At 60.0% G+C, this 24243-nt stretch carries 25 protein-coding genes and 2 pseudogenes; 14 read left to right on the top strand and 13 right to left on the bottom strand.

Translation table 11 applies throughout. The features are described 5' to 3' along the window. Positions 1–30: 30 nt before the first annotated feature. Together J2X70_RS00220 and J2X70_RS00215 are read right to left on the bottom strand one after the other, a co-directional pair. Positions 31–399 (bottom strand): hypothetical protein, encoded by a 369-nt coding sequence (locus J2X70_RS00220; RefSeq protein WP_025874544.1) that lies wholly within the window; start codon positions 397–399, stop codon positions 31–33. A 183-nt stretch (positions 400–582) separates the two neighbouring features. Beyond that, positions 583–1452 (bottom strand): annotated as a pseudogene (locus J2X70_RS00215) (ATP-binding protein); the annotation flags it as partial. A 24-nt stretch (positions 1453–1476) separates the two neighbouring features. Between J2X70_RS00215 and J2X70_RS00210 the strand changes: the two are divergent. The 3 genes from J2X70_RS00210 (at position 1477) to J2X70_RS00200 (ending at position 5236) form a co-directional block, all read left to right on the top strand. Continuing rightward, the gene (locus J2X70_RS00210) at positions 1477–3132 is read left to right on the top strand and encodes a recombinase family protein (protein WP_309908306.1); all 1656 of its coding nucleotides are present in this window, start codon (positions 1477–1479) and stop codon (positions 3130–3132) included. Between the two features lie 1032 nt (positions 3133–4164). Then, the gene (locus J2X70_RS00205; RefSeq protein WP_309908304.1) at positions 4165–4524 is read left to right on the top strand and encodes a helix-turn-helix transcriptional regulator; all 360 of its coding nucleotides are present in this window, start codon (positions 4165–4167) and stop codon (positions 4522–4524) included. Between the two features lie 10 nt (positions 4525–4534). Next, a complete protein-coding gene (locus J2X70_RS00200; protein WP_197612461.1) occupies positions 4535–5236 on the top strand; it encodes a hypothetical protein in 702 nt (233 codons plus the stop codon). On the opposite strand, the gene J2X70_RS00195 is transcribed toward J2X70_RS00200, so the two are convergent. Further along, positions 5233–5805: a recombinase family protein gene (locus J2X70_RS00195; RefSeq protein WP_309908302.1), complete on the bottom strand. Its 573-nt coding sequence runs from the start codon at positions 5803–5805 to the stop codon at positions 5233–5235. The genes J2X70_RS00200 and J2X70_RS00195 overlap by 4 nt on opposite strands. A gap of 279 nt (positions 5806–6084) precedes the next feature. On the opposite strand from J2X70_RS00195, the gene J2X70_RS00190 reads away from it, so the two are divergent. The 4 genes from J2X70_RS00190 (at position 6085) to J2X70_RS00175 (ending at position 9470) form a co-directional block, all read left to right on the top strand. Beyond that, complete coding sequence (locus J2X70_RS00190) at positions 6085–7131, top strand: ImmA/IrrE family metallo-endopeptidase (RefSeq protein ID WP_197612463.1); 1047 nt, start codon at positions 6085–6087, stop codon at positions 7129–7131. Between the two features lie 826 nt (positions 7132–7957). Beyond that, entirely contained in the window at positions 7958–8191 is a 234-nt protein-coding gene (locus J2X70_RS00185) for a hypothetical protein (RefSeq protein WP_081280509.1), read from the top strand. 51 nt (positions 8192–8242) lie between these two features. Beyond that, on the top strand, positions 8243–8536 hold the full coding sequence (locus J2X70_RS00180; protein WP_309908299.1) for a helix-turn-helix transcriptional regulator: 294 nt from the start codon (positions 8243–8245) through the stop codon (positions 8534–8536). Next, complete coding sequence (locus tag J2X70_RS00175) at positions 8514–9470, top strand: reverse transcriptase family protein (RefSeq protein ID WP_197612464.1); 957 nt, start codon at positions 8514–8516, stop codon at positions 9468–9470. Before J2X70_RS00180 ends, J2X70_RS00175 begins: the two co-directional genes overlap by 23 nt. A 21-nt stretch (positions 9471–9491) precedes the next feature. Here the strand turns inward: J2X70_RS00175 and J2X70_RS00170 are convergent, their stop codons facing one another. From J2X70_RS00170 to J2X70_RS00160, 3 genes and pseudogenes are all read right to left on the bottom strand, one after another. Then, positions 9492–10121, bottom strand: coding sequence for a hypothetical protein (locus tag J2X70_RS00170; RefSeq protein WP_197612465.1), 630 nt, complete (start codon positions 10119–10121; stop codon positions 9492–9494). Between the two features lie 180 nt (positions 10122–10301). Then, a pseudogene (locus J2X70_RS00165) lies at positions 10302–10937 on the bottom strand (magnesium chelatase domain-containing protein); the annotation flags it as partial. Between the two features lie 129 nt (positions 10938–11066). After that, positions 11067–11417, bottom strand: a complete 351-nt coding sequence (locus J2X70_RS00160; RefSeq protein WP_025874546.1) for a helix-turn-helix transcriptional regulator — start codon at positions 11415–11417, stop codon at positions 11067–11069. 447 nt (positions 11418–11864) lie between these two features. On the opposite strand from J2X70_RS00160, the gene J2X70_RS00155 reads away from it, so the two are divergent. The 6 genes from J2X70_RS00155 (at position 11865) to J2X70_RS00130 (ending at position 17758) form a co-directional block, all read left to right on the top strand. Then, complete coding sequence (locus tag J2X70_RS00155) at positions 11865–12173, top strand: hypothetical protein (RefSeq protein WP_059065428.1); 309 nt, start codon at positions 11865–11867, stop codon at positions 12171–12173. Between the two features lie 170 nt (positions 12174–12343). Further along, a complete protein-coding gene (locus J2X70_RS00150) occupies positions 12344–13591 on the top strand; it encodes a hypothetical protein (protein WP_025874548.1) in 1248 nt (415 codons plus the stop codon). Next, positions 13588–14433, top strand: a complete 846-nt coding sequence (locus J2X70_RS00145; protein WP_309908293.1) for a hypothetical protein — start codon at positions 13588–13590, stop codon at positions 14431–14433. The genes J2X70_RS00150 and J2X70_RS00145 overlap by 4 nt, the downstream gene beginning before the upstream one ends. Then, entirely contained in the window at positions 14423–15196 is a 774-nt protein-coding gene (locus J2X70_RS00140) for a class I SAM-dependent methyltransferase (protein WP_059065422.1), read from the top strand. Before J2X70_RS00145 ends, J2X70_RS00140 begins: the two co-directional genes overlap by 11 nt. Positions 15197–15200: 4 nt before the next feature. Beyond that, on the top strand, positions 15201–16514 hold the full coding sequence (locus J2X70_RS00135) for an ABC transporter permease (protein ID WP_238582221.1): 1314 nt from the start codon (positions 15201–15203) through the stop codon (positions 16512–16514). Next, a complete protein-coding gene (locus tag J2X70_RS00130) occupies positions 16511–17758 on the top strand; it encodes an FtsX-like permease family protein (protein ID WP_309908290.1) in 1248 nt (415 codons plus the stop codon). Before J2X70_RS00135 ends, J2X70_RS00130 begins: the two co-directional genes overlap by 4 nt. 725 nt (positions 17759–18483) lie before the next feature. Here the strand turns inward: J2X70_RS00130 and J2X70_RS00125 are convergent. The 5 genes from J2X70_RS00125 to J2X70_RS00105 form a co-directional block, all read right to left on the bottom strand. Beyond that, on the bottom strand, positions 18484–18987 hold the full coding sequence (locus tag J2X70_RS00125) for a cold-shock protein (RefSeq protein WP_279208257.1): 504 nt from the start codon (positions 18985–18987) through the stop codon (positions 18484–18486). A gap of 46 nt (positions 18988–19033) precedes the next feature. Beyond that, on the bottom strand, positions 19034–19390 hold the full coding sequence (locus J2X70_RS00120; RefSeq protein WP_279208258.1) for a hypothetical protein: 357 nt from the start codon (positions 19388–19390) through the stop codon (positions 19034–19036). Positions 19391–19975: 585 nt separating this feature from the next. Next, positions 19976–20698 carry an HAD family phosphatase gene (locus tag J2X70_RS00115; protein ID WP_301865283.1) on the bottom strand — a complete coding sequence of 241 codons (723 nt, stop codon included), beginning with the start codon at positions 20696–20698 and terminating at the stop codon, positions 19976–19978. 54 nt (positions 20699–20752) lie between these two features. After that, complete coding sequence (locus J2X70_RS00110) at positions 20753–21160, bottom strand: nuclear transport factor 2 family protein (RefSeq protein ID WP_279208260.1); 408 nt, start codon at positions 21158–21160, stop codon at positions 20753–20755. A 56-nt stretch (positions 21161–21216) separates the two neighbouring features. Further along, positions 21217–21999 (bottom strand): glucose 1-dehydrogenase, encoded by a 783-nt coding sequence (locus J2X70_RS00105; protein ID WP_301865285.1) that lies wholly within the window; start codon positions 21997–21999, stop codon positions 21217–21219. 130 nt (positions 22000–22129) lie between these two features. Between J2X70_RS00105 and J2X70_RS00100 the strand changes: the two genes are divergently transcribed. Next, positions 22130–23053 (top strand): LysR family transcriptional regulator, encoded by a 924-nt coding sequence (locus J2X70_RS00100; protein ID WP_301865287.1) that lies wholly within the window; start codon positions 22130–22132, stop codon positions 23051–23053. 425 nt (positions 23054–23478) lie between these two features. Here J2X70_RS00100 and arr read toward each other — a convergent pair whose 3' ends face one another. Both arr and J2X70_RS00090 read right to left on the bottom strand, forming a co-directional pair. Next, a complete protein-coding gene (arr, locus tag J2X70_RS00095) occupies positions 23479–23913 on the bottom strand; it encodes an NAD(+)--rifampin ADP-ribosyltransferase (protein WP_279208963.1) in 435 nt (144 codons plus the stop codon). Positions 23914–24038: 125 nt separating this feature from the next. Beyond that, the gene (locus tag J2X70_RS00090; RefSeq protein ID WP_279208962.1) at positions 24039–24239 is read right to left on the bottom strand and encodes an accessory factor UbiK family protein; all 201 of its coding nucleotides are present in this window, start codon (positions 24237–24239) and stop codon (positions 24039–24041) included. Between the last annotated feature and the right edge of the window lie 4 nt (positions 24240–24243).

Below are 24243 nucleotides of genomic sequence, written 5' to 3'. Positions count from 1 at the left end.
CAGGGCGGGCACCTGGCAGGGCAGGCACCGCTAGGGACTGGGCCCTGCATGGTCGCACGCGTCGCCCACGGCGGGGAGGGGGCCAGTGCCCTCCAGTACCGACGGCAGGATCATGTGCGACGTCAGCGATCGCCAGAACAGCGACTCGTCGTAGCTGTCGAAGTCGGTCCGGACCAGAATCGGCGACGGCAGACCCTGCGCGCGCAGGCGCAGGCGGATACTGGCGACTTCCTCGCTCAGCCCCATGCCGAACAGCACCAGCTGCACCTTCGCATCGCGCAGCACGAACGATTCCTGCAGGCGCGTACCGAGGCCGGCCGCCAGGAACGTTCCCACCAGGTCGTAGTTGCGCCACTCCAGCACCGACAGGCCGCCGTCCACGCTGTAGATCGATTCCATGCGGATCAGGCCGCGCCGTCCTATCGTCCGTGATATCCGCTGACGGGCGGCCTCCTGCCCGCCCATGATGAGCATCCTGAGCAAACCGCGTCTCCTTGTGTATGGGCTCGCGGAAATGGTCAGGGCGCAGGTGGCATGGCAGATATCAGATGAATCTGATTCCTTCGTGCATGCAACAGAGTGCTATGCACCTGGTTTGCCCCGGTCCAGCTGCCGGTAGCCGATGGCCTCGGCCAAGTGCGCGGTCCGGATGGTCTCGCTTTCGGCCAGATCGGCAATGGTGCGTGCCACGCGCAGGATGCGATGCATCGCCCGCGCCGACAGCTGCAGGCGCTCGATGGCTTGTTCCAGCAGATCCTGGTCGGCTTCGCTCAAGCGCGTGCACGCGCGCAGGGCAGCAGGCGGCAGGTGCGCGTTGAGGCCACCGCGCGCCTGTTGCCGCGTATGTGCCGCTTCCACCCGCGAACGTACGCTGGCGCTGGGCTCGCCCAAGGGTGTGCTCTCGCGCAGCTCCACCGCATCCATGCGGCTCACGTTGATGTGCAAGTCGATGCGGTCCAGCAACGGGCCCGATACCCGTGCGCGGTAGCGGGTGATGCGCTCGTCGCTGCACAGGCAACGGTTGCTGCGGTCGCCGGCCCAGCCACAGGGACACGGGTTCATCGCCGCCACCAGTTGGAAGCGTGCCGGGTAGACCACGCTGCGCGCTGCGCGGGAGATGCGGATGTGGCCCGACTCCAGTGGCTCGCGCAGGGTTTCCAGCGCACTGCGGTTCCACTCCGGCAGTTCATCCAGGAACAGCACGCCGTGGTGCGCCAGCGAGATTTCGCCGGGGCAGGGCGGATTACCGCCCCCCACCAAAGCCGCAGCGCTCGCACTGTGGTGCGGCGCCCGGAACGGCCGCTGTCGCCAACGCTTCGGGTCCAGCCCTTCGCCGCTGACCGAGGTAATGGCCGCCAACTGCAGGGCATCGATCTCTTCGGAATCCGGCAGCAGGCTGGGCAGGCGCGAGGCCAGCAGGGTCTTGCCGCAGCCGGGGCTGCCGATCAGCAAGCAATGTGTGGCACATTACACCCCATGACGCGAGCTTACACGTACATCCGCTTCTCTACACCCGAGCAAAGTGAAGGGAATAGCCTGGAAAGACAGCAAGCAGCTATCGATGCGTTTGTACGCGAGAAAAATCTGACCCTCACGGAGAGCAGTGCATTCCAAGACTTGGGCGTCTCCAGCTATCGAGGCGCCAACCTGCGCAACGGCTTGGGGAAGTTCATTGCAGAGGTAGACGCTGGCAGAGTGCCAAAGGGCTCGTACCTCTTGGTTGAGTCGCTGGACAGACTCTCCCGTCAGAAGGTAATGGATGCGCTGTCTTTGCTTGTGTCTCTGATAGACAAAGGCATCAAGATTGTCCCGCTCAATGATGACGGGGCGCAGGTGCTGGATAAGGCGTCAGGGCTCGGGCCACTGGTCATTGCGCTGAGTGTCATGCATCGCGCCAATGAAGAGTCTGAAACAAAGTCCAGGCGAGTGAAGGCAGCGTGGCAGGCGAAGCGTAGGAATGCTGCGAACAAGCCTGTTAGTCGTAGAGCTCCGGAGTGGCTGGAGTTCGATGAAGCGACCGGCTCGTTCAAGCCCATTCCGGAGCGCGTCGACGCAGTCAGAAAAATTTACGAGCTGGCCGATGCCGGTCTTGGGCGCGGGCGCATCGTGAAGTATCTCAACTCCAATGGCTTTGCCAGCTTCCGGAATCCCAATGAGGGCTGGCAAACCTCATCCGTCTCAAAGATTCTTAGAAACCGCTCTCTCATAGGCTTCTATCAGCCGCACCGCATGTACTACGACTCGGCGACGGGCGTAAAGAAGCGAGTACCTGACGGCGACGAGGTACCGGACTACTACCCGAAGGTGCTTGAAGAAGACCTCTTCCTTCGAGTGAACGCGAGGCAGTACGCTCCAATTGCTTCACTCGTTGGTCGGCAGGGGGAGACGCTGACGAACCTTTTCACTGGATTTGTGTACTGCCACTGGTGCGGCGCTCCAATGTCTATGGCTAACAAGGGTCCAGGACGTAAGGGCGGCCGCTACCTTGTCTGCTCCAAGGGGCGCCGTGGCAAGGACTGCAAGTACAGGTCATGGAACTACGATGACGTGGAGATGTATGTGCTCTACGCGCTTCGCCAGCTTGACTTGGCAGCGGTGCTTGCTGGTGTTGACACCAATCAGCGTCGGCAGGATATCCGCACTGAACTCGCGCGAGTTTCGTTGGAGCTAGCTGACTCAGAGCGTAGACTCGCGAGCCTGTCAGCGGAACTCGTCTCGCAGGCCCCGGCAAACGTCAGAACCCTTGTCAGTGTGGTGGCCACGCTCGAAGGGGTGGCGGATGAGCAGAGGAGGCGCTGCGATGAGCTCCAAGCGGAGGACGCGGCTCTAGGAATGGCCGTTGACGACCCTGGTACCTTTGCTCAGAACCTCTTGCGCCTGTATGACCAGATGGCATCAGTGGAGAAGCAGCAGCTCTATCTTCTCCGAGTCCGACTTAGACAGAACATTTCGCGTCTTCTGAGTCGGATTGATGTCATGGCGGTAGGGAGAGGGGAGCCGCATGTCACCAAGAACGGAAACAACTCTCCCAAGCTCTTCCTCACCTTCAAAGACGGGCGGCGAAGAATGGTGTTGCCAATCGGAAAGAATAGTGTCCACCTATCGGACCTTCCGCCTATTGGCAAAGGATAGCCGAGAAGGGCAGAGAGCTCGCCTCTCTGCCTTTAAGGGGCCAATAGGTGGCTGGTACTTAGTTCACAAGTCGATTAAAAGCCAAACTTGCTTTGACCTCGCACTCACCGTGGCGTGAACTCGATGGCATCGGTAACTGCTATTCCATTCAGGCGGCCGCTGACAACTGCCACTCCAAACCCACAGACGTATGCGCCGCGATTGTCCATCATCGGTGAGGAAGCTCCTCCCTTCATCAGAGAGCCCTCATTCACTCTTGCATTGGTTGCTTGCGCGGACGAACGGAAGAGCAGTCCATCAGTTGAGCCAGCGGTCTGTAGCGTCCCTGAGAATAGCGTCTCGTTGGCAGTCTTGATTGGGACGATTACATTCTTGGCGAGCCCTTCGAAGTAGACGACTTGACCGTTTCTGAGGCGGCTAGGGTCTGTCGTGCGGTCAATGAGACCGCTGGATGCATCGATACTTCCGTTCCTGACGGCCTGCACTAAGTCGACTTTCAGCTCAATGCAGGAGCTCGTCTGCCCTCTTTGAACTCCGGGGTAGCGTGCGAGGTAGCTGGGCAAATCAGTGGCAATCTCATCTAGTGAATGTGACCCTGAGTCACGCGCGCAAGCTGCTACGTTGACGAGAGCAACAGACAGAATGACCATGCCAATTGATATGCGCTTCGGTTGCCCAGGGGCCGAACGGTTCAGAGGTTGGTTCCTCGTTGGGAAGCATCCTTGTTGTTGGCTTGACTAGCAAAAAAGTTGGTGAAATCTCCGGCAGCTCGCCACCTTGGGTACTACTTGACCGGAGCAGGTGACTCTGGAATTGAGTGATAGCTCGCTCCCGTTACCGTAGCTCTGGCTGCTTAAAACACATGCACCTTAGCGAGCACAAAAAACCCTGAAATGCTTGTCCTGCAAGGCTTTCAGCAACACATTGGTTGCCCGTTCTCGCAAAAGCAAACAATGTTCCAAGAGGTGTCGTGCTACAGATAATGTAGCATACGGCAGTGCGCGAGATGGCCATCCTGTAGGCCGCTACAGGATGGATTCGTCTCGGCTTATGGCGCTCCCAAAACTCCGCAGTCTGTTCACCAAGCGCCTTAAGGAAGCGCGCTTGGCTTTGGGCATCTCGCAGCGAGAGCTTGGGCGACGGATTGGGTTGGCGGAGGATGTCGTGTCCAGCAGGGTAGCAAGGTACGAGTTGGGAACTTCTGAGCCAGATTTCGCGACCGCTGGTAGGTTGGCGAAGGAGCTGGGAGTACCGCTTGCTTACCTGCTAGCTGACACGGAAGCATTGGGGGACATCATCCTTCTTGCTACGACACTATCGCCCGCCGAGCAGCGAAAGTTGGCTGCTGATTTGCGAGCCGGTCGGGTAGGGAAGCCCTCATCGTCTGCATAAAGGAGTCCGAGTGAAGATTCAGATTCGCTGCGTCGATGAACATGGCAACTACGTTCGTACTCTGACGGCAGAGGCGCTGCCGCTCCACCCTCGCCTAGCGGCACCTGTGGACTACCAAGTTGCCCTGGCTGATGAAGATTTCAATCGGTTAAAGCGTGCGTTCCTGCGTTTTACGCGCTCTATTGAGGCGCGCCAGGCCGTCGGTGACATTGGCCTGGCGTTCAACAACGGGCAACTATTGGCCTCGAAAAAGCCCAAGCACTCTGACGTTAAGGTGCTTGCTATGGAGATGCGGCCCTTCTTTCTTGAGAAAGACCCTCTCTGCTTCACAAAGCTTCTTTCGCTGCGCTCGCTCGGGGCCGCGGAGGACTTGCGGCCTTGCTTGAGACAACATCGCCTGCGATGGGAGAACAGCGCTTTCGAGGGCAGGATGTCGATGGCTGTTGATGGCGCGAACTTGAACACGTCTGCCGTAGTGAGAGCATGGTTCAATGACGACTTCTTTCACTCGGAGTCTGAGAGAGCCAATGAGCTTTCACTAGCCCAGCTCGTTTCGAAGGCAGGCGGGGAGGACCAGGCTATGTCGCTTCTAACTCATCATATGATTGAGTCGCTCAGGGTGGTGGCTGAGTTCTTCCAGGACATCTACAACGTGTCCGCTGAGTTTAGAGCATGGTCGGCCACCGTTCCGGGATGGACTAAGAAGCGCTAGCTATCCTGCTCGCGAGCAGCTTTCAAGGCTCGATAGACGCTACTGCGGCCAATTGCAAATCTTTCAGCTAACTGGTCAATGCTGAAGCCTTCTTCCAGCCGCATCTTCCTAATGCGCGCTTCTTGAGCTTCAGTGAGTGCCTTCTTTCGTCCAAACTTTGTACCGTTCTTCTGAGCGAGTGCAATGCCATCGCGTTGGCGTTCGGCGCGTATATCAGCCTCGAACTCCGCAAACGCACCCAAGAGATTGAACATCAACTTTCCTTCTGAAGAGTTTGTGTCCAATCCCTGGTCCAGCACGCGGAGACTCACATTCTTGCGCTTGAGGTGGTCGGCGATTTTGGCTAGGTCCAGCACCGAACGCGCGATTCGGTCGAGGCGAGAAATGACGAGGACATCGCCATCACGCACATAGTCGAGAGCATCTTGAAGAGCTGGACGATTCTCTGCTTGGCGCCCTGAGCGCTTCTCTTGGTAGACCCTGGTGCATCCTGCATTCGACAGCTTCTCCAACTGCACCTCTAGAGACTGGCCTGCTGAGCTGACACGTGCATAGCCGACGACTTCCATCTTGGGTGTCCCGTAATTCCTAGAGGTTGCGAGACTATCATTTTGGGATGAGTTTTGGAATGGTGGTTTGGTAGTCCCATGAGGTATACAAATTGAGAACTCCACGCCGCCATGGAAGGCTATGCTGCACACATGAGAACGCCACCTGCACTCGTTACTCCCGCGTTGCTGACTTGGGCCAGAGAAGCGGCTGGATTGACCGTCTCCGGCTTGGCGGGAGCTATTGGTCAAGCGGAAGAGCGTGTATTGGCTTGGGAGGAAGGAATCGAGCAGCCGTCCATGGCTCAGCTGCGCGACATCGCGGACAGGCTGAAAAGGCCAACTGCAACGTTCTTCCTTCCTGAGCCTCCGCCCGAGAAAGGACGGCGACAAGTCGACTTCAGAACTCTTCCGGAGACTAGTGAATCGGGAATGGGTGTCGCATTGGAGCTAGAGCTCCGACTGGCCGAGCTTAAGCGTCAGGATGCGTTGGACTTGGCTGAGGAGCTTGAGGTCCCATTGCCTGAGTTCACCTTTAGGGCATCTCTTAAGGATGACCCTGAAGTCGTTGGTTCCAAGCTCAGGCGCTGGCTGGATGTCCCGACTCCCGGCAACCGACTTTGGCGCGACAAGTACACGGCGTTGAAGACTTGGCGGGAGGCGATTGAACGAGTGGGTGTTCTCATCATGCAAGCCTCCGGTATTCCGGTGAGCGTGATGAGGGGATGCGCGTTGGCGTCTTTCCCGCTGCCAGTCGTCATTGTCAACGGGGGCGACGCACCGGCAGGTCGCACCTTTACCCTGCTTCATGAGCTCGGCCACCTTGCACTGGGACAAGACAGTCTCTGTGACCTTGTGGATGGAACTGGAACGCGTTCGCCCTTGAAGGAGAGCATTGAGGTCTTCTGCAACCACATTGCCGGCGCCGCATTGGTCCCCATGGATGCCCTCCTGAGCTCACGGACCGTCGTTGAGGGACTGCGGCGGAACACAGAAGGTGAGTGGGACGATTCCTCCTTAATTGAACTATCAAGGCACTTCGGTACCTCTTCAGAGGTTGTGCTTCGTCGTCTAGTGATTGGGCGTGCCGCATCCCCTGACTTCTATGGACATTGGCGAGCTCAACAACAGCGGGCAATGGAAGGGGCCTCGAGCGACGACGGAGGGTTCGTTGAGTACTTCCGGCGTGTGGTGAATCACAACGGGAGAGTATTCACCCGCTTGGTGGTTGATGCGTACCAGCGTGAGCTCATTACAGGGACTGAACTCTCTCGCATGTTAGGGACCAAGCTTTTGCATCTGCCAAAAATTCAGGCGGAGGTAGGGATGCCGGAGACACTTCGATGAGCTATAGCTTTGATACGAGTGCACTCATAGAGCCTTGGACTCGCCGATATCCCCCGGACCTGTTCCAGCCCATTTGGGGGTGGCTGGAGAACCTGGTCGACCAGGGGCACGTTGCTGCTATTGACGAAGTCAGGCATGAACTCCACCGACAGGAAGACGAGCTATCGGCTTGGACGAAAAGCCAGGAAAAGCTCTTTGTACCTGCCAGCGCAGATGTGCAGACCGCACTGAGGGATGTTCTCATCGCTTTCCCGAACTTGGCAGACCATGAGCGAGACAGGTCCGGTGCGGACCCGTGGGTGGTCGCTTACGCTCTTTCGGCGGGGAGAAGCGTCGTCACCTACGAAACGATGGGGAAGGCTTCAAAGCCTAAGATTCCCAATGCTTGCGCCCACTTCGGCATTGGGTGCCTATCGTTGGTTGACGTGCTTCGCCAGACTGGCTATCGCTAGCCCGCCCAGCTGTGCGCATTGACTCACAGTCAAAAAATATTGACAGCGCCCTTCTGAGCCCCTATCTTGAGTCCTAGGCCGAGTGACATCGCTCGGTTGATGTTCTCGGTGGTATGAGTTCCTCCTTCTGTTCGCTGAAAGCAAGAGCTAGCTAATCGGTTCTCGATGAAGTGAGAACGCTTCATGTCCATTCATGGAGCTATGCGCTGTGCACACGTCTCGAGCCTAGGCCCGATTCGTCGTACGAAGTGATGTGCAAGTTGATGGGCACGTTACAGAGCGTTTAATGGTGATTGGCTTGTTGTATCGGGTTGGCCCCTTCCGGCTTCTTGCTATGGGCACGGGCAATGTCGCCCGGATTGAAGGAGAGTCCATTGGACGCTCGCACGACAGAGAACAGCGTTGCGGTACTCAAACGTATTCGTGACGCTCATCAAGGCCAACTCGGTACAAGTGTTATCGCGGAAATTGACGCTGTCATTGCCCTGCTTGAAAAGAGCAACGACATCGAGAAATTGAAGGCCAAGGAGACATTGGGCTTTCGGGTTCTTACGCTAATCGCGGACTTAGTTCGGTTGTTGACGAACGTGTCCGAACTGATGAAGTGAAGGAATAGGCGATGCACAACAAGCCTTTCATGTTTTCTGGAGGTTCCTCTTATGAACATCGGGAACGCGATACGCATGTGTCGCATTCGTCGTCAGCTCAGCCAAGCGGAACTGGCGCAGCGCGCAGGATGTTCGGTTTCATATCTCTCGCTTCTGGAGAACTCCAAGAGAGACCCCACGCTATCTACTGTGTCTTCTATAGCCAGTGCGTTGGGTATCCCGACAGAGATTCTGTTCTTCTTGGGTGCCGAGAAGGGCGAGCTTGCCGGTCTCAATGCCGAGCTGGCCGGTCAGTTGGCCATGGTGGCATTGGACTTGCTGAATGAGCCGAGTGCCCCCCCCTAGCTACCCGCATGGGAGCATCCAAAGCCTCGCGGCGCTGTCTCGCACGCTCGGCGTGCCAGCCGACAAACTACTGCAGATAGCCAAAGATGCCGACAATAGCTACAGATTGGCAAAGCCAATCGTAAAAGCTGATGGCTCTGTGAGACGTCCTGTCGATGCCAGGGTGAAGCTGAAAGGCGTCCAAGTCCGGATTAAAGAGCGGATTTTGGACCAAGTCAGGTTCCCGGACTACCTCACCGGAAGTCTCAAAGGGAAGGACGCAGTTGCAAATGCTCGTCTGCACGTTGGAGCGTCGGTGGTCGTGTGTGAGGACGTAGCCGGCTTCTTTCCGGCCACCAGTTCACCGGCCGTGCTTGGCATCTGGCGAGGATTCTTCGGCTTCTCTACTGAGGTGAGCGAACTGCTGACTCAGCTGACTACGCTGAACGGGGCATTGCCTGAGGGGGCCGTAACGAGTTCCCATCTCGCAAATCTGGCCTTTTGGCGCGAAGAGCATGCTCTGTATGAGGAGCTGCATCGTGAGGGCATTCGCTATTCCCGATATGTTGACGACGTATCGGTGTCGTCTGTGAATCAGCTTAGTAGACAGGAGCTTGCTGCTTGCATCTCTCGCGTCTATACGATGATGGGGCGGAACGGATATCGCCCCAAAAGAGCAAAGCAGCAGATTCAGTGGGCTAATGGTCCTGTTCTAGTGACAAAACTTCAGACTAATACACGCGTCGCCCTTACGAAAAAGGAACGACACGCGATACGGGGGGCTGTGCATGGCCTGGAACGGATGGCTCTAGCCGGGCCTTCTGATGAGCTGCTGAGGCGCCTGAGCAGTGTGTCGGGGCAAGTTGCTCGCCTGCGACGACTTCATCCAAATGAGGGCCAAATGCTGAAGAGTAGGCTTGATGCGCTCAGAAGACTGCTGACAGCAGCAGTCTAGAACAGGCGAGCCATCTTGGGCTTAGTGAAGGCGCTGAAGCTGCTTTGACGTCATGTTCTCGACTACGACACCTTCGAGGCCCGACGGGCGAATGAAGAACACGCTGTTACCCCGTTCGTTCGGCCATGAACCAATATCCTTAGCCAAATAGGACGCAAGACCGTCGCTGTCGCTCACCTTCCGGACATCCGTTCTCTCCGCCGCAGACATCGTCTGTCCGTGTTCGTCACGAAGCCATTCTGCTGTGCGAATCACTGCGGACCTAAGACGTTCCTCGCATACGTCCTCCAAGTCATGCACCAGCACGTGGAAATGGAGCCTGCCTCTCAGTTCCTGGCTGAGTTGGTGCCTTTCCGCGACGACCGTAGCATGCATGCCAGCCCTCTTCTTCGACCATCTAGGTCCCCACATCTCTCTGTTGATGTACTTCGTTGCTTCCCAGAGGGCCTTGATGCATTGGGAGTCGGAATAGGGACGCATGAATGACAAGGTCCACAGGTATGAGTCTTGGCTGAGTTCGGATAGGAACTGCTTCCACCCCTCCACGCAAGAATTCTTCTTCTTGGGCTCTGCCGTGTTCCATGGTGCAGGTTCAACCTGCAGTACTCCGCGATACCTCGAATAGTTTGAAATTTTTTCTTTGTGCGTCATGTTCGTCTACAAATTTTGGATGCTTCTTCCCTTTATTGGGGTGGGTGCCTGACTGCGGGTCTAGCCTCAGCAGCGGGTGGCGGAACTGCCACAACGAATATTTAGAGCCGAGTGAGCAAGGCTGCAAATTCTCCAATTTGCTGCTTTCCAAAAAAGGGGTGTAATGGCTTCCAAATGGAACAGATGGTGACCACCGGCCGCGGCCACCTCCAACGCTCGGCGTGCGAGCGCCTGCCCGCGTACGTCGGCCAGATCCGGCAATGGCAGCGGCGTGGTGTCCACGCGTTCCACCTGCGGTAGCAAACGCGGGTTGCCCAGCCCGGCGCAGCATTCCAGCAGCGTGCGCGCCACTCGCACATCGGCGTGCTGGGCCAGCGCGGCTTCAGCGGCATTGGCCGGGGGCACGATCAGGATGCGTCCGGCTTCGGCGGCGGCAATGGCGGCCGGCAGTGCACCGGACACCGCGCGCAGCTCGCCGGTCAGGCCAAGTTCGCCGAGGAACTCGTACTGCAGCAGCGACTGTGGGTCCACCTGACCGCTGGCCGCGAGGATGCCCAGCGCGATGGCCAGATCGTAGCGACCACCTTCTTTCGGCAGGTCCGCGGGGGCCAGGTTCAAGGTGATGCGCCGCTGCGGGAAGTCGAAGCGCGCGCAGAGCAGGGCGGCACGCACGCGCTCGCGTGATTCGCGCACGCTGGTCTCGGCCAGGCCGACAATCTGGGTGACCGGCAGGCCGCCGGAGAGATGCACTTCGATCCGCACCAGCGGGGCATCGACCCCCGCGCGGGCACGGCTGTGGACCAGCGCCAGGCTCATGTGTGGATTCCTGCGGAGGGGCGCTTGATGGTGAGGGGGCGGTGCGCCGATCACCATCGGACTACTCCGGCGGGGTATATAGGATTTGTCCGGCCAGCCACTACGTGTGGTTCAGTCGTCGGAACGACGTCAGATATGGCGTTCGGCAGACCTCATCAACTCAACAATGTTGTCGAGGAGGGAGATCGGCAGGTTGCGCGATGCCGTCAACATGTGGGCTTCCATCTGCAGGCGCATTCCTTCTGGCTTGCCACCATCCGCGATGGTGTCCCCCGTAATCAGCCAAGATACGCTCACGCACGTGACCCTGCTCAGCGCATGCAGATGGTCGATAGACGGCACGAAGCCTAGTTCGCGTTCCCAGTGGCCCACCGTCGCCCGGTTTACGTTCAGGGCTTTGGCGAGATCGGTTTGAGATAGCCCGTTGCTGATACGCGCAACGCGGATCCGGGCGGACAGTGAATCAGTGCGGAACTCCATGAATACTCCCCTTCCTATGCTGCCTTGCACAGGGCGTGCGGGGAAGTGTGTGAGCGCCAATACAGATCGTCAATTCTGTAGCAGGCCTACATATGTCGGTTCTCGCACGAATCTCTTCTTGAATGCGCTGAGGACGCTGCTTCTGACACGTGGCGATGCGGGATGAACGCCGCGTCCTCCCTATCCTTGGCCAAGACGTTAGCGACAGTGACGTCCTTTCAGGGCCAGCACGCAAGCGCAAATGCAAGCGCTCGACCCGTGATGGTTGCCCTCTGCACGCAGTGAAAGCTGGGGCGCAACCGCCCAAGCGCGGCGGAAGCTGTGCGCGGCACAGCAGCGAGGTTGCAGCTGGATGCCGGCGGGCCGTTGAATCAAGTTGAGCCACAACGCTGATCACGTTCGCAGCTCAGAAGATCAAATGCCCACCATTACATGGAGTAAAGAAAAATGACCCAACGCACTGCTGTGAAGACTCTCTCGTCCCTCACGCTGATCATTGCGGGTGTCGCGGCCGCAGGTTCGGCTTCTGCTGCTGCATCGAACGGAACTTTCGCCAATGACATTGCGGCGTCGACGTCCATCCAGGCGGATATGCAGTCTCTGAGCATCAGTGAGTTCAGAGACGAGAAATCTGCGCTTCTCGCAGATGGGCACCATCACTCCGATTCTTTCGGATCCCATCACCATCATGACACGGCGAGCAAGCAGATGGCATTTGCTTCGCGCATCGCCGCGGATTCCCGATTCGACGTCTGAAGAGAGAGGGGCGGGGATCTCTCCGCCCCTTGCACGTGAATCACTGTCATGCAGAGCCTATGGAGGCCGGAGGTGGTTTTTTATCTTGGGCCTCAAAGTGGATTTGAAGGGTGGATAAGAGCGGCCAGGAGCAAGTGGCGAGGACGGCGATCCCCACATGGAGTAGGAGAATGAGTTCGATGGCCCAGGCGCAGCCGCCAGATGTAAAGAACCCGATCTGCCTGATGGAAATCGCAGATACAACAGAAAGCATGGAGCCGGTCGTCGAGGGCATCCTCTGGTCAAGACTCCGCAGGATGAGAGCGCGACTTCAGGAAGTGCTTGCCGACCAGCAGTACGGGGCCATGGCTCGTGCCATGCACCAGATGTACCAGTCAATCAGTGCCGATCACCAAGCCCGCGTACTGCTCAGTTCCGAGTTCTGTGAGCAGTATCTGTGCCTGGAGTCCGCACGGAAGGGTAGGCTGGAGGCGGGAGCCGACGAGCAGGAGAGGGCAGAGGAACAGGCCCGCGCGCTTGGCGCGCTGCACGACATCATCGCTCGGGAGAAGTCGATCGCCGAACTGGCGCAGGGGCGGACCGGCAGATATCTGAGAGAGGCGCGGCAGTGGCAGCTCTACAGTCCGGTTGGAGACTGCGTTGCGGAAAAGGATGCCACGGGCGTGTGGACCCTTCGGCAGTTGCCGAAGCTGGGTGACTGTATCGCGTTGGATCTTGAGAGCCCACCGGCGCGGCACCATGAGCCGCGTTCTGGGGTGCTGAGCCAACCGTGCCTGCCGCTGACCGATGTGGAGTGCGAGCATGTCTCGCGAAAGCTGTCAGACGCACTGGCGGCGATCGATAGTGCAGAACCCATGTACGGCCTTCTTATCCGCAACTTCGTCCGGCGGATCACCGTACGCAAGTCGGCAGACGTCACCTCCGATGAAGCCGGCCGCTACGGCTCGGAGCATGTGCCGAGGCAGCCGGGTTCCATTCGACTGCTGAACACGCATAACCCTGAACTTCTGGTTGAGGCGTGCATGGAGAGCATCATGCATGAAAGCACGCACAACTATCTGGCCGCGTGGGAGCTTGCCAACGGGTTCTTCGTTGCCAATGACTACCAGCACCGTGTCGTGTCTCCGTGGTCCGGCAATCCCATTCCCAACTCCTCCTACATCCACGCGGTCTTCGTCTATTACGTGTGTCATCGCCTGCTCAAGCGTCATCTTGAGATCTCTCCGGGCCTGGGTGAAGCCGCCAAGCGCCACGTCCAGCGCAGGTTGGCCGTCTGCGCCGCCGGCTTCCTGATCGAGCAGGATCTCAGTGGTCGGTTGATGACCAAGGGCGCCATCAATAGTGAGGTCGGGCAGATGATCGATCGAATGCAGGCCGAAATGAAGCGGCAGTATCGTTATGGGGAGTGGCAGCAATGAGCAGAACGGTCGTCATCCATGCGGATCACCTTGACCCGGTCGCCCTGCGGGCCATGGCTACGGGTGTCCCTGCCATGCACATTGATGAACTCATCCCGGTAATGGAGGGCCAACCCTGGCCCGAAGTACTCCGCTTGAGCCCAGGTGCGCATCTCGAGCATCTGTTCCGCGGAGCCAATGTGGTGAACCGGGTCTTCTCCCTGGAAGGAACGCAGGTCGAACGGTTCCTGGCCGAGCACGGAGTGGACGCCCGCTGGTTCCATATCCGCCTGCAGCCGCTTCTGGCGCTGGGGGTGAGCCTCTGTCACGACACCGGCACGCGCGGTGTGTCCCGGTGCCTGGCTCCGTTGAACGTGCAGTGGTTTGAACTCGAACGCGCTCTTCCAGAGGCGAACACGCCTGACTTCGCCTACAGTTTTGGCTACGACGAACCAGACCTCTCCCGCATCGAGGACCCCATGCAGAAGTCGGTATGGTCACTTTTTGACTGGCGGCAGGAACGGCAGCTTGATGATGAAGAGCGCCGCAGACACCAGTTCCACGTTTCCAGGCCGAAGGGCGTCCCTGTGGTTGCGTGGTTCCTTGGGCGGGACTACAACGGAATCCACTTTCCCCGTGAAAGCGTTGAGGTCGATGGTGGTGTGTGCGAACAGCTGACGCGAGCGGCCGCACACGCCTTCCGATCCGAAGCGGGAGAGATGCTCCTGTATGTGACGGAGGAGGCGGTCACCTTCCATGCATTCTCGCCTTACCTTCGTTCCGTCGCCGCCGACGCGGCAGTGCAGGATGCGTTGGACGCGTGGTTGCTTACCGGCAGCGCCGGAGGTGTGAATGCTGCTTGAGAAGCTGAGCTCGCTGCGCGAGTCCATGGGCTGGGTCTACGGAAGCGAGGACCTGTGCGTACTGTTGTACAGCCTGGTCAAGCGGATGCGCCCACGCATCGTGGTTGAACTGGGTACCGGCTTTGGCGTCACTGCAGCCTGGATGGCCGGTGCGCTGCGGGAGAATGGTGGCGGTGTCATTCACACCTACGACAATGGCTCGCACTTCTCCAGCGAGCCAGGCATCAGGTTTGTGGACGGCCTGCAGGGGCCGCTTGCCGATTCACTGCGGGAGATGGGGCAGGACTATCCCGCTTTCCTGCAGCACGTATTCCAGTGGGCCGGGGTCGAGAATCACGTTGTCGCCAACTGGCAGGAGATCGGCTTTGCCGAGATTGCCCAGGCCCCCGCCTTTGACGGCGGAATAGACATGGTCTTCTCCGACTTCAACCACTCCCAGGACAGCATCCAGGCCTTGCTGGCGGCGTTTCTGCCGCGCATGGCGGAAAGCGCTTCGATCTTCATCGACAGTGCCTCCACCCAGCGGCTCAGCTACCTGACCCTGGAGGCCGTTGTGGACGCCCTGAATCAGAATAAGATACCCAGGGCGTTCATCAAGGATCGCAGCGAGCAGGACATTGACGCGCTGCTGCGTATGGTCCAACGCTCGCGCTTCCGGCTGATGCATCTGCTGGAAGCCTGCGATAGGGCGCAGAACAGCACGGCGTGGATCTCGATTGAACCGGTGGACGTGATTCCGACTGCGGCCACCTTCCTGCATTAGAGAGATGTATATGTTCGGCTATTACTTTGCGCTGGCCCGCACCAGGCTTATGGAAACCAAGGGGATGAGCGCAGCGCTGATCCTGGCGCTGGGGTTGGGCATCGGCGCAAGCATGACAATGCTGACTGTCGTGCGGACAATGACGTGGGATCCACTGCCGGGGCGGAGCGAGCATCTCTATCACCCCTTCATTGACGCGCTTCCCACGTCCTACGACGTCAGGCCGGGCATGGACCCGCGCGTGGCTCTCACCTGGGTGGATGCGCAGAACCTGCTGCGGCAGGCCCCGGCATCCCATCAGACCGCGCTGGCATCTGCTCGTCTATTGGTGGATGCGCAGCGCAGCGTGCAGATTCCATTCTTCACGCAAGGGCAGTATGTCACTGCAGATGCGTTTGCCATGTTCGGCATCCCAGTGGTGCAGGGCAGGGCCTGGACGCGTGAAGATGATGCTGCCCACGCCCGGGTTGTCGTGCTGGGTCAGGATCTGGCTGCTCGTTTGGGCGGTGAAGGCCTGGTGGGTACAACCGTTCGGGTGGGTGGCCAAGCATTCACGGTGGTGGGTGTTGCCGGTCCGTGGAGCCCACGCCCCAGGTTCTATACGGACCTTCAGCAGGACGTGTTCAAGGGGCGCGAAGACTTCTTCATACCGATAGGTGCCGCGGCAGAGATGCAGATGACGGTGTCCAACAGCGTCTTTTCATGGAGTGGTGACAAATCACCCAATCGCCTGCAGGACGCTCGGACGTCGTGGATCCAGTTCTGGGCCGAGTTGCCTGACGCGGCCAGTGTCGAGCAGTACGAGCGCTTCCTGGGCAACTACGCACGTACACAGCACCAGGCGGGAAGGTTTGACAGGACAACTGCACCGCGGATGGTGTCCCTGAAGGACTTCCTGGTCGAGCATCGCATCATCCCCAACGAGGTGAAGCTGCAGCTGGCGCTGTGCCTGGGGTTCCTGATCGTTTGCCTGCTGAACATGAGTGCCTTGATCTTCGCCCGCTTCATCCGCCGGTCCCATGAAATATCGGTCCGTCGGGCGCTGGGTGCGCGTCGGCAGGACGTCATCTATCAGCTCTGCACTGAAGCACTGATCATCGGCGGCTTGGGCGGGGCGGTAGGGTTGATCGTTGCAGAGGCCGGCCTCTACCTTGTGCGGATGCAGCCGGAAGACTACGCCTCGTTGGCCAACATGGATCTGAGCATGGCCGCCCTCACCGTGGGCCTGGCGTGTGTCTCCAGTGTCATCGCTGCGTTCTTCCCTGCGCTGCGCGCTACCTCAGGCCGTCTGGCCATGCAGATCAAGGCGTCAGAATGAGCATTGCAGAAGTCCCCCTTATCGTCCGTGCGCTCACCCGCAACCGCGTCATCGCGTCCATTCTCCTGGTGCAGGTGCTGGTTGCCACGGCGTGCGTGACGAACCTTGCGTTTCTGCTGTCCGAGCGGCTGGGAACCCTCACCTACAAGACGGGCCTGGAAGAGGCGAACCTGGGCGTCATCGAGACAGAGTACCTGGGGCCTGCAGCAGCCAACCCTGCAGCCTCGATCAGGACCGACCTGGAGGCCATCCGGCAACAGCCAGGCGTCGAACAGGTAGTCGCAGCAGAGTCGCTTCCCCTCTCCCAGCGCAGCTGGTCGGTGGGATTCACCAACAAGGTGCTTGAAGGAAATGATATCTCCGGCATCGTAGAGGCCGAACCGACTGTCTACACGGCATCTTCGCCTGCCGCCAAGGTGTTGGGCCTGACCCTTGTTGCCGGCCGTGACCTGTCTGCGGGAGCGTTCGTGCCGATGGAGGCCAGCGCCGACTATGCCGGGCTCTACAAGGCAAGCGAGGCCGTTGTCTCGCAGGCACTGGCAGACAAGCTGTTTCCGGAGGGCGGCGCAGTCGGCAAGTTCCTGTATGCCGATGCGCAGCACCCCATCCAGGTGGTCGGCATCGTCAAGACGCTTTCCCGGCCTGTTCTGAAGACCGATGCAGACAATGACATGTCACTCATCCTGCCGCTGATTCCGGACGGGCCTCGCGTGATGTTCGCCATCCGTGCCGCGGATGGGCGAGTGGCGGATGTGATTGCGTCCAGTGAGGCGACCTTGTCGCAGCGCGACGCAAACCGCACCATCGCCCGCAGCACCTCGTTCCGGGAACTGCGCGCCGACTACTTCCGCCACGATCAGACCATGGCGATCATGTTCCTGAGCTCCGGGTTGGCGCTGTTGGTGGTAACGGCTACGGGCGTGTACGGACTGGCCAGCTTCTGGGTTCGCAAGCGGTATCGTCAGATCGGTATCCGGCGCGCATTGGGCGCCCGGAAATCCGACATCCTCCGGTACTTCCTGGTGGAGAACCTGATTCTCACCGCCACCGGGTCTGTTGTCGGCACCGTACTGGCCATCGGCCTGAACATGGCCGTGGCCCGGTACTACGAGGTGGCCAGGATCGAGGCGCCATTTCTCGCCATTGGCGTACTGACCGTGCTTCTGTTGGGCCAGGCCGCAGCATTTGTTCCGGCCCGACGAGCAGCCAAAGAGGCCCCGGTGGCGATCCTGCGTAGCGCCTGACCCGGACGGGTCTGTCATCCGGCCAGTGCTCGCGCCAAAGCACCGTTCCTTACGGCTACGCGATGGCGACTCGGAGGCGCTGCGATGGACAAGGCGTGTAACACGGCAGTGGAGGAAAGGAGTAACCGGCAATGCGATGCATTCGGATACCAACCATCCTCTCGCTCATCCTGGGCCTGCTGGGGTGCAGGGACGAGGTGGAGAGTTCAACGTATCCCATGGGTCAGACCGGAAAGACCTGCGCTGCCTATAAGGGCTTTGATCGCCACCCCCTGAAGGGGGTGTTGCCGAGCTTTCCAGACGGGGGTTGGATAGTCACAGGCTGATTCATAGAACAATCTGCGGCTCGATCACCAGCTGGGAGATCCTTCCTGCGGGGGCGTCGATCCATCGGATACCTCCGCCAGATGTGTATGTAAGCGTCCGGCTGAGGGAAGACGGCTCCGTTTCCGTCAGTACGGATCGCCCATGATGTCGGCGCTGCCCCTGATGGTCGAGCATCGGGCCAGCGTCACTGGACGGCAGGATTGCTACGTGGGGCGCTGGGTTTGTCCAGTACCCGGAGAGGTCAGCCTCTGGCCGGAAACGAATCTGATCGATGACGGCGTCGCAATTCGATTAATGCGACGGAGCCCAATCTGATGGTCTGCGGAGGGTGGACAGAGGACGCACGATGGTGCGACGAGCACTCTGCGGGCTGCGATCGGGAGTCGTTGGCGGAGCGGCTAGAGGGATTGCGACCAAGGGCTGCCCGCGGTCCCCAACAAGCAACGCTGCTCATCAGGCACTGCCCCATTGAAACGCCCAAACAGCGCTTCGATCCACGATGTTCCTGCACTCTCCACCAGCAACGCGCCCTGGCTCTGGTGGTAGTCCAACCATCGCTCGAAACTGAGGCGCAGGCGCTCGATATCCGGCGCCCGCGTAAGTGCATCGGCGGGCACCCGGATCAGCACGCGTGAGGGGCCGTTCTCCACGTCCATCACCAGGACGCCCTTGCAGCGGATCTCGAAGGACGTCACCCCGGCATAGCGCGTGTGCAGTTCAAAGCCCTCATCTGCTTTGGCGGTCACGAAGCCGAGTGCATCACTGTGCAGCAGCCGGTAGTCGACTGGCTGCAGCTTCTGGTAGGCCCACACCTGATCGCCCGCTGGCTCCGGCCACCCCGCCCATACCGCGCCGATCAACGCGATGCACACCGCCGCCGCGGCAAGCCCACGCTTCTTCATTCATCACCCCGCACAAAAACAGAACGTCACGCCCACAAGCGTGCCCTCAGTCTCTTGGCCGCACCCGTTCGTGGATGAAGGCCGTGAGTGCGATGTCGGCCATTACCAGGCCCTCCATCACCCGATCGCCCACGTACTGGTCGGGCTCACCGTTCTGGCGCGTGCGCTCGGCCGCCAGCAGGATTTCCTGCACGATGCGCTGGCCCGTCAATGCGCAGTCGGCGTCGGACAGCTGCATCTGCCGGCTGCGCAGGTGATGGCGCTCGGGCCAGGGCTGACCATCGGCTGCAGCGCCGGCGCCGATGCTGCGCAGGATGGCGATGAGGCTGTTGGGGTCCAGAGCAGATGCAGGCGAGGGGGCTTCCTGGATGGGGCGCGGGGGAGGGGAGTGCGGCGTGGTCATGGCAGGCTCCGTGCAAGCAGGCAGAAGCCGCCACCGATAAAGGTGGCGGACGATGCGTGGCTCGAAAACCGGATCACTAGACAATGCCGGCGGGTACAAGACCCCCACGCACCGCCCGCCATAGCCGGCAGACGGATTGCCAGCCGGCACCGCGCGTGGCGGCACCGGCTGGCAAGCGTAAACAACGTCTAGTGAATCGGGTTTTCGACGCCCGGCCACCCGTTGTCGGTGGCTCTACCAGAGTTGCCTGATGTTGTTTGAAATGCCAAGGGGTTGGGCCAAAGCCGCCAAAGCCCGAGACGTTTTTGGCATTGTCGCATAGGAGCGTTTACTGCGAGATTCCTTGGGGGACAAGAGCTTTGGCACTTATGGGGGGAGCATCGGCCAGTTGTTCCGATGTCAGGCTCGGAACATGGCAAGTGCGACATCGCTCGTCCAGCTATATTGCCGAGACGCCCATGGGCTGGAACCGGAAGGTGCCGCTTACCTACTTGCGAATACCAGGTGCGGGCCGGTGCGATGTCCGCTTCTGGCCGGAAGCGGACACATTGCGGGCAGGCCACTTCCAAGGCTGATTTCCAGCTCCTAGCGTGGGCCTGGCGGGCCAGGGTTCTTGCTGCCCTCGTTACGCTGATAGCCCTTCAGAATGCCAAAAAGGTCTTCCATGCGATGGAAGATAACGTGCGCCCCTGCTCTGAGGAGGCTTTCTGACGTACTTCCGTAGACGCCGCCTGCGCTGTAGCCGAACACGACTGCACCCGCCGCGGCGCCGGCCATCGTCCCGGTCTCGGTGTCCTCTATGACAGCGCAGCGCCCAGACGACGCCCCCAATGCCGCCGCTGCCGCGAAGTACACATCGGGATAGGGCTTGTTGCGAGGCACGTTCTGCCCGCTGAAGATGTTGTTGGCGAATGGCTCGGCAAGTCCAACCTTCTGCAGTTGCAGTGTCACCTTCTGCAGATCTGCCCCGGATGCACAGGCAATCCGACCGCCCGTGGCGGCGAAAATGGACGCCACGGCGACCTTGGCGCCGTGGACTTCTACCAGGTCACGCTCCAGTAAGACCTTACGGCGGCGACGGAACTCATCCAGCCATAGCGTGGTGAAAGGTCTTCCCGTATGTGCCTCTATCACGCTCGCCTGCCCAGCGATGGCCTTCCCGATGAAACGCTCGGCCGCCTGCTCTGGCGTCAGGAGCCAGCCTTGCTCGCTCAGCATCTCCGACAGCACGCAGGCGGTCAGAGGCTCGGAATCAACCAGTACGCCATCGCAGTCGAACAGCACGGCATCGAATGGAAACGCTGGCATGATTCAGTTCCTCGCCTTACGGAATGCAACCTCACGGTTACGCGAAAACTGGGATCAGGGACGAGTAGCCTCGGCCACGGCAAGGCTGTTCTCAAGCATCAGGAAGTTGGAGATCTCGCCCCCTGCGATGGTCAGCACGATCACAAAGGGCGAGTCGATCACCTTCCCCGTGGCGGTGATGAGCGTAACAAGCTCACCCACGATGACGGCCCGGTCATCGCTGACAAGAACATCATGCACATCCAGTCGGATGCGCTCCATCAACGTGCTCGACTCACGTACGAAGCTCTCCACCGCGCCTCGTCCGGATTTTCGACCGATCCAGGGCAGGGCGGTGCTGTCGCCCGGAATGTGCCATTCCAGGTCAGCGCTGAACAGTGACGCGATCTCCTCGGGCGCTGCGCCGGAACCCATTTTCTCAAGCAAACAGTGCGCAATTTTCAGGTTTTCCTGCATGGTCATTTCGTCTATCTCAGTGGGATGGGAGGGCGAACTGCGGGGTGTCCTACATTGCCATGTCAGATCTGGGTCAGGCCGCCGTCGACCGTCAGCTCCACGCCGGTGATGTAGGACGCATCCGGCGACGCCAGGAACGACATTGCCTTCGCAATCTCATCCGGGGTGCCCGCACGCCCTAATGGGGCCTTCTGCTCTATGTCGGCAAGGTAGGCGTTGATGTCCTGGTCGCTCATGCCCAGCTCGGATTTGTAGGCTGGGGTAACCACAACGCCGGGCGCAACCAGATTCACCCGAATATTCCGACCCTTCAGTTCGGACGCCCATGTCCTCACGAACGAGCGCAGCGCGGCCTTCGACGCCGCGTAGACACCGAACGCGGGTACGCCCTGATTGGCCGCAATAGAACCCGTAACGACGATGGCACCGCCAGCGGCCATCAACGGAAGTGCCTTCTGCACCGTAAACAGCGTGCCTTTGACATTGATACCGAAGTACTTGTCGAACCCTGCCTCGGTGATCGAGCCAATAGGGGTGAACTCGCCACCGCCTGCGTTGGCAATGAGAAGGTCCAGCCGACCATGTGCTGTGCGGATGGCATCCATGATGGCGTCCAGGTCAGCGGCGATGGAGATGTCACCGCGCACTGCAAGCGCACCATGCCCGATATCGGCTGCGGCGCGGTCAAGCTCGTGCTGGCGCCGCCCGCTGATGACCACCAGCGCCCCCTCGTGCGCAAGGCGCTTGGCGGCGGCCAAACCGATGCCCGAACTGCCGCCGGTGACCAAAGCGACCTTACCCGCATGTTTCGCGGTGTGGACGTTGACCAAATCCTGAATGTGCATGACGTTGTCTGCTTGGACGGCTGCTGCCGCGATGGTGCAAGTCTATTAGGTCGCATTTGCCAGATAAACGCAGAACTCATTGATTCTTTATTTCCCTAGGTAAATAATCTCACATTACCGGGAGCCCCTGATGGACCACATGCAGGCAATACGCGCCTTCGCTCGCGTCGTGGAGACGGGCGGCTTCAATCGCGCGGCTGAATCACTCCAGATGCCCAATGCCACATTGAGCAAGTCGATCAGCGCACTGGAGAGGCATCTTGGGGTCAAGCTGCTCGAGCGCAGCACTCGCCGCGTCAGCGTCACCAATGACGGGGCTGCATACTACGAACGCATCCGCCACCTGTTGACGGAGCTGGATGACGTGGAGGCCACGCTGGGGCGTGCCCAAGGCAGCCCCAAGGGCCGGTTGCGCGTGGACACTGGCGGCTCGACCGCCAGTGGTGTGCTGATCCCGGCACTGCCCGAGTTCCGCGCACTGTATCCGGACATACAACTGCACCTGGGCGTTACCGACCGGACGTCGGATGTCATCGGCGAAAACATAGACTGTGCCATCCGCAGCACATCAGACGACGGTGCATTGATCTCCCGCAGGATCGGGAGTCTTGAATGGACCACCTGCGCTAGTCCGGCGTACATCTCACGCTACGGTGTGCCTGCTCACCCTGAAGAACTGCTTCAGTCTCGGTTTCCGGTAGTCGGGTACTTCTCCGCACACAGCGGCAAGGCACCTCCGCTCCATTTTCTCAGCGACGGAGTGCCGATGGAGATCGTGCCCAACTGCGCGGTGATGGTCAATGAAAGCAACGCCCACCTGGCAACGGGATTAGCTGGTCTCGGGCTCATCCATACTCTGGATTTCATGGTGCGACCGGCAATCGATCGGGGCGAGCTGGTAGCTGTCCTCCAGGAATGGCGACCTGCCCCTCTGGATGTCTTCATCGCCTATGCACCGAGCCGGCAACTCAGCACAAAAGTTCGCGTGTTTGTAGAGTGGGTCAGCGAGATCTATGCCCGGCTCGAACGGTCAAACTCAGTAGCCAGGCACTGACGCACGCGAGCGCTAGCCCCGGGCCAAGTGAACGAGAGAGCCGCAGTAAGGTCGCCGGAGGTCTGCTTCTGGCCGGAAGCGGATGTGAGCCTCCCTGGCAGCGCGCTTTAATGATGAGGAACGTGTCGATGGTCAGCACCCGGTGCAACATCTGCGGTCGAAAGCTTGGCGTCTCTGCCGATCTGCTCTCTGCCGACTGCGGCGGAGACTGCTGGGGCTGCGTGGGAGCGATGGAGCTCGGTTGGCCAGAATCGGCCAAGCGGGTCGCGAAGGAAATCCGAGCCGGGCTTCGGGAGCCTGATGGGGCGGCTAAGCCGCGGTCCGGCAGTTAGCGGGCCAACGTCCGCTTCTGGCCGAAAGCGGACATCGTTCGAAAACCTGCTGCGTTGACCGTCCGCCGGCCAAAGCACGGACACTTCTATTCATCAGTTGATGATCTCCCCACTCCCCGACGCCACAAACGCCCGCAACTGCCGAACGAACTCCGCATCGTAGGCCTCCCACTCCGTAATCTCCCCAACAACCCGCAACGGCTCCGCACTCCGATACGACCGCGTCGGATTCCCCGCAAACTTCTTGTTGGTCACGTTCGGGTCGTCCTCAAATGGCCCGGTAGGCTCCACGACATACACACGCGGTCGCCCCTCACCCTTGGCCATCTCCGCAGCCAGCCCGGCGCCCTTGGCAATCGCCGTGAAATAGATGTGGTTCATCACCACGCTGTGGCGATAGTTGGAGCGGAACCCCGCGCTCAGCAGCTCGCCCACCGCGAGGTCAGCGCGGGTGCCGTGATAGAACGGCCCGGCAACCTGGTCGCAGGTGTCGTGCGATACGGGTGTCCATTCGGTGTCCTGTGCCATCGGCACTGCCCCTACCTGTCCTGCCGGATCGACAGGCCGGCGAGTCTAGGGCGCCGGGCGGGCCTTGCGGCAAGGCCCCATCAAGGAAATAATCTGTAAGTGGGAGGCGCGGTGCGCCTCCTTTTTTATTCTGCCGTGCCGCGGCCTTCAAGCTCACGCACCGCCGTTTCCAGCGCATCCAGCTTCTCGCGGGTCTTCAATAACACGGCGCGCTGCACTTCAAACTCTTCGCGGGTCACCAGGTCCAGCTTGGCCAGGCCGGCCTGCAGCGCGCTCTTGAAGGTGGCCTGCAGCTCCTCGCGCGATTCGCGCAGGCCCGGCGGCACTCGG

It is taken from the genome of Stenotrophomonas sp. 1337, from assembly GCF_031455455.1.
GTDB lineage: Bacteria > Pseudomonadota > Gammaproteobacteria > Xanthomonadales > Xanthomonadaceae > Stenotrophomonas > Stenotrophomonas indicatrix.
This window is presented reverse-complemented; position numbering and strand designations above follow the sequence as displayed.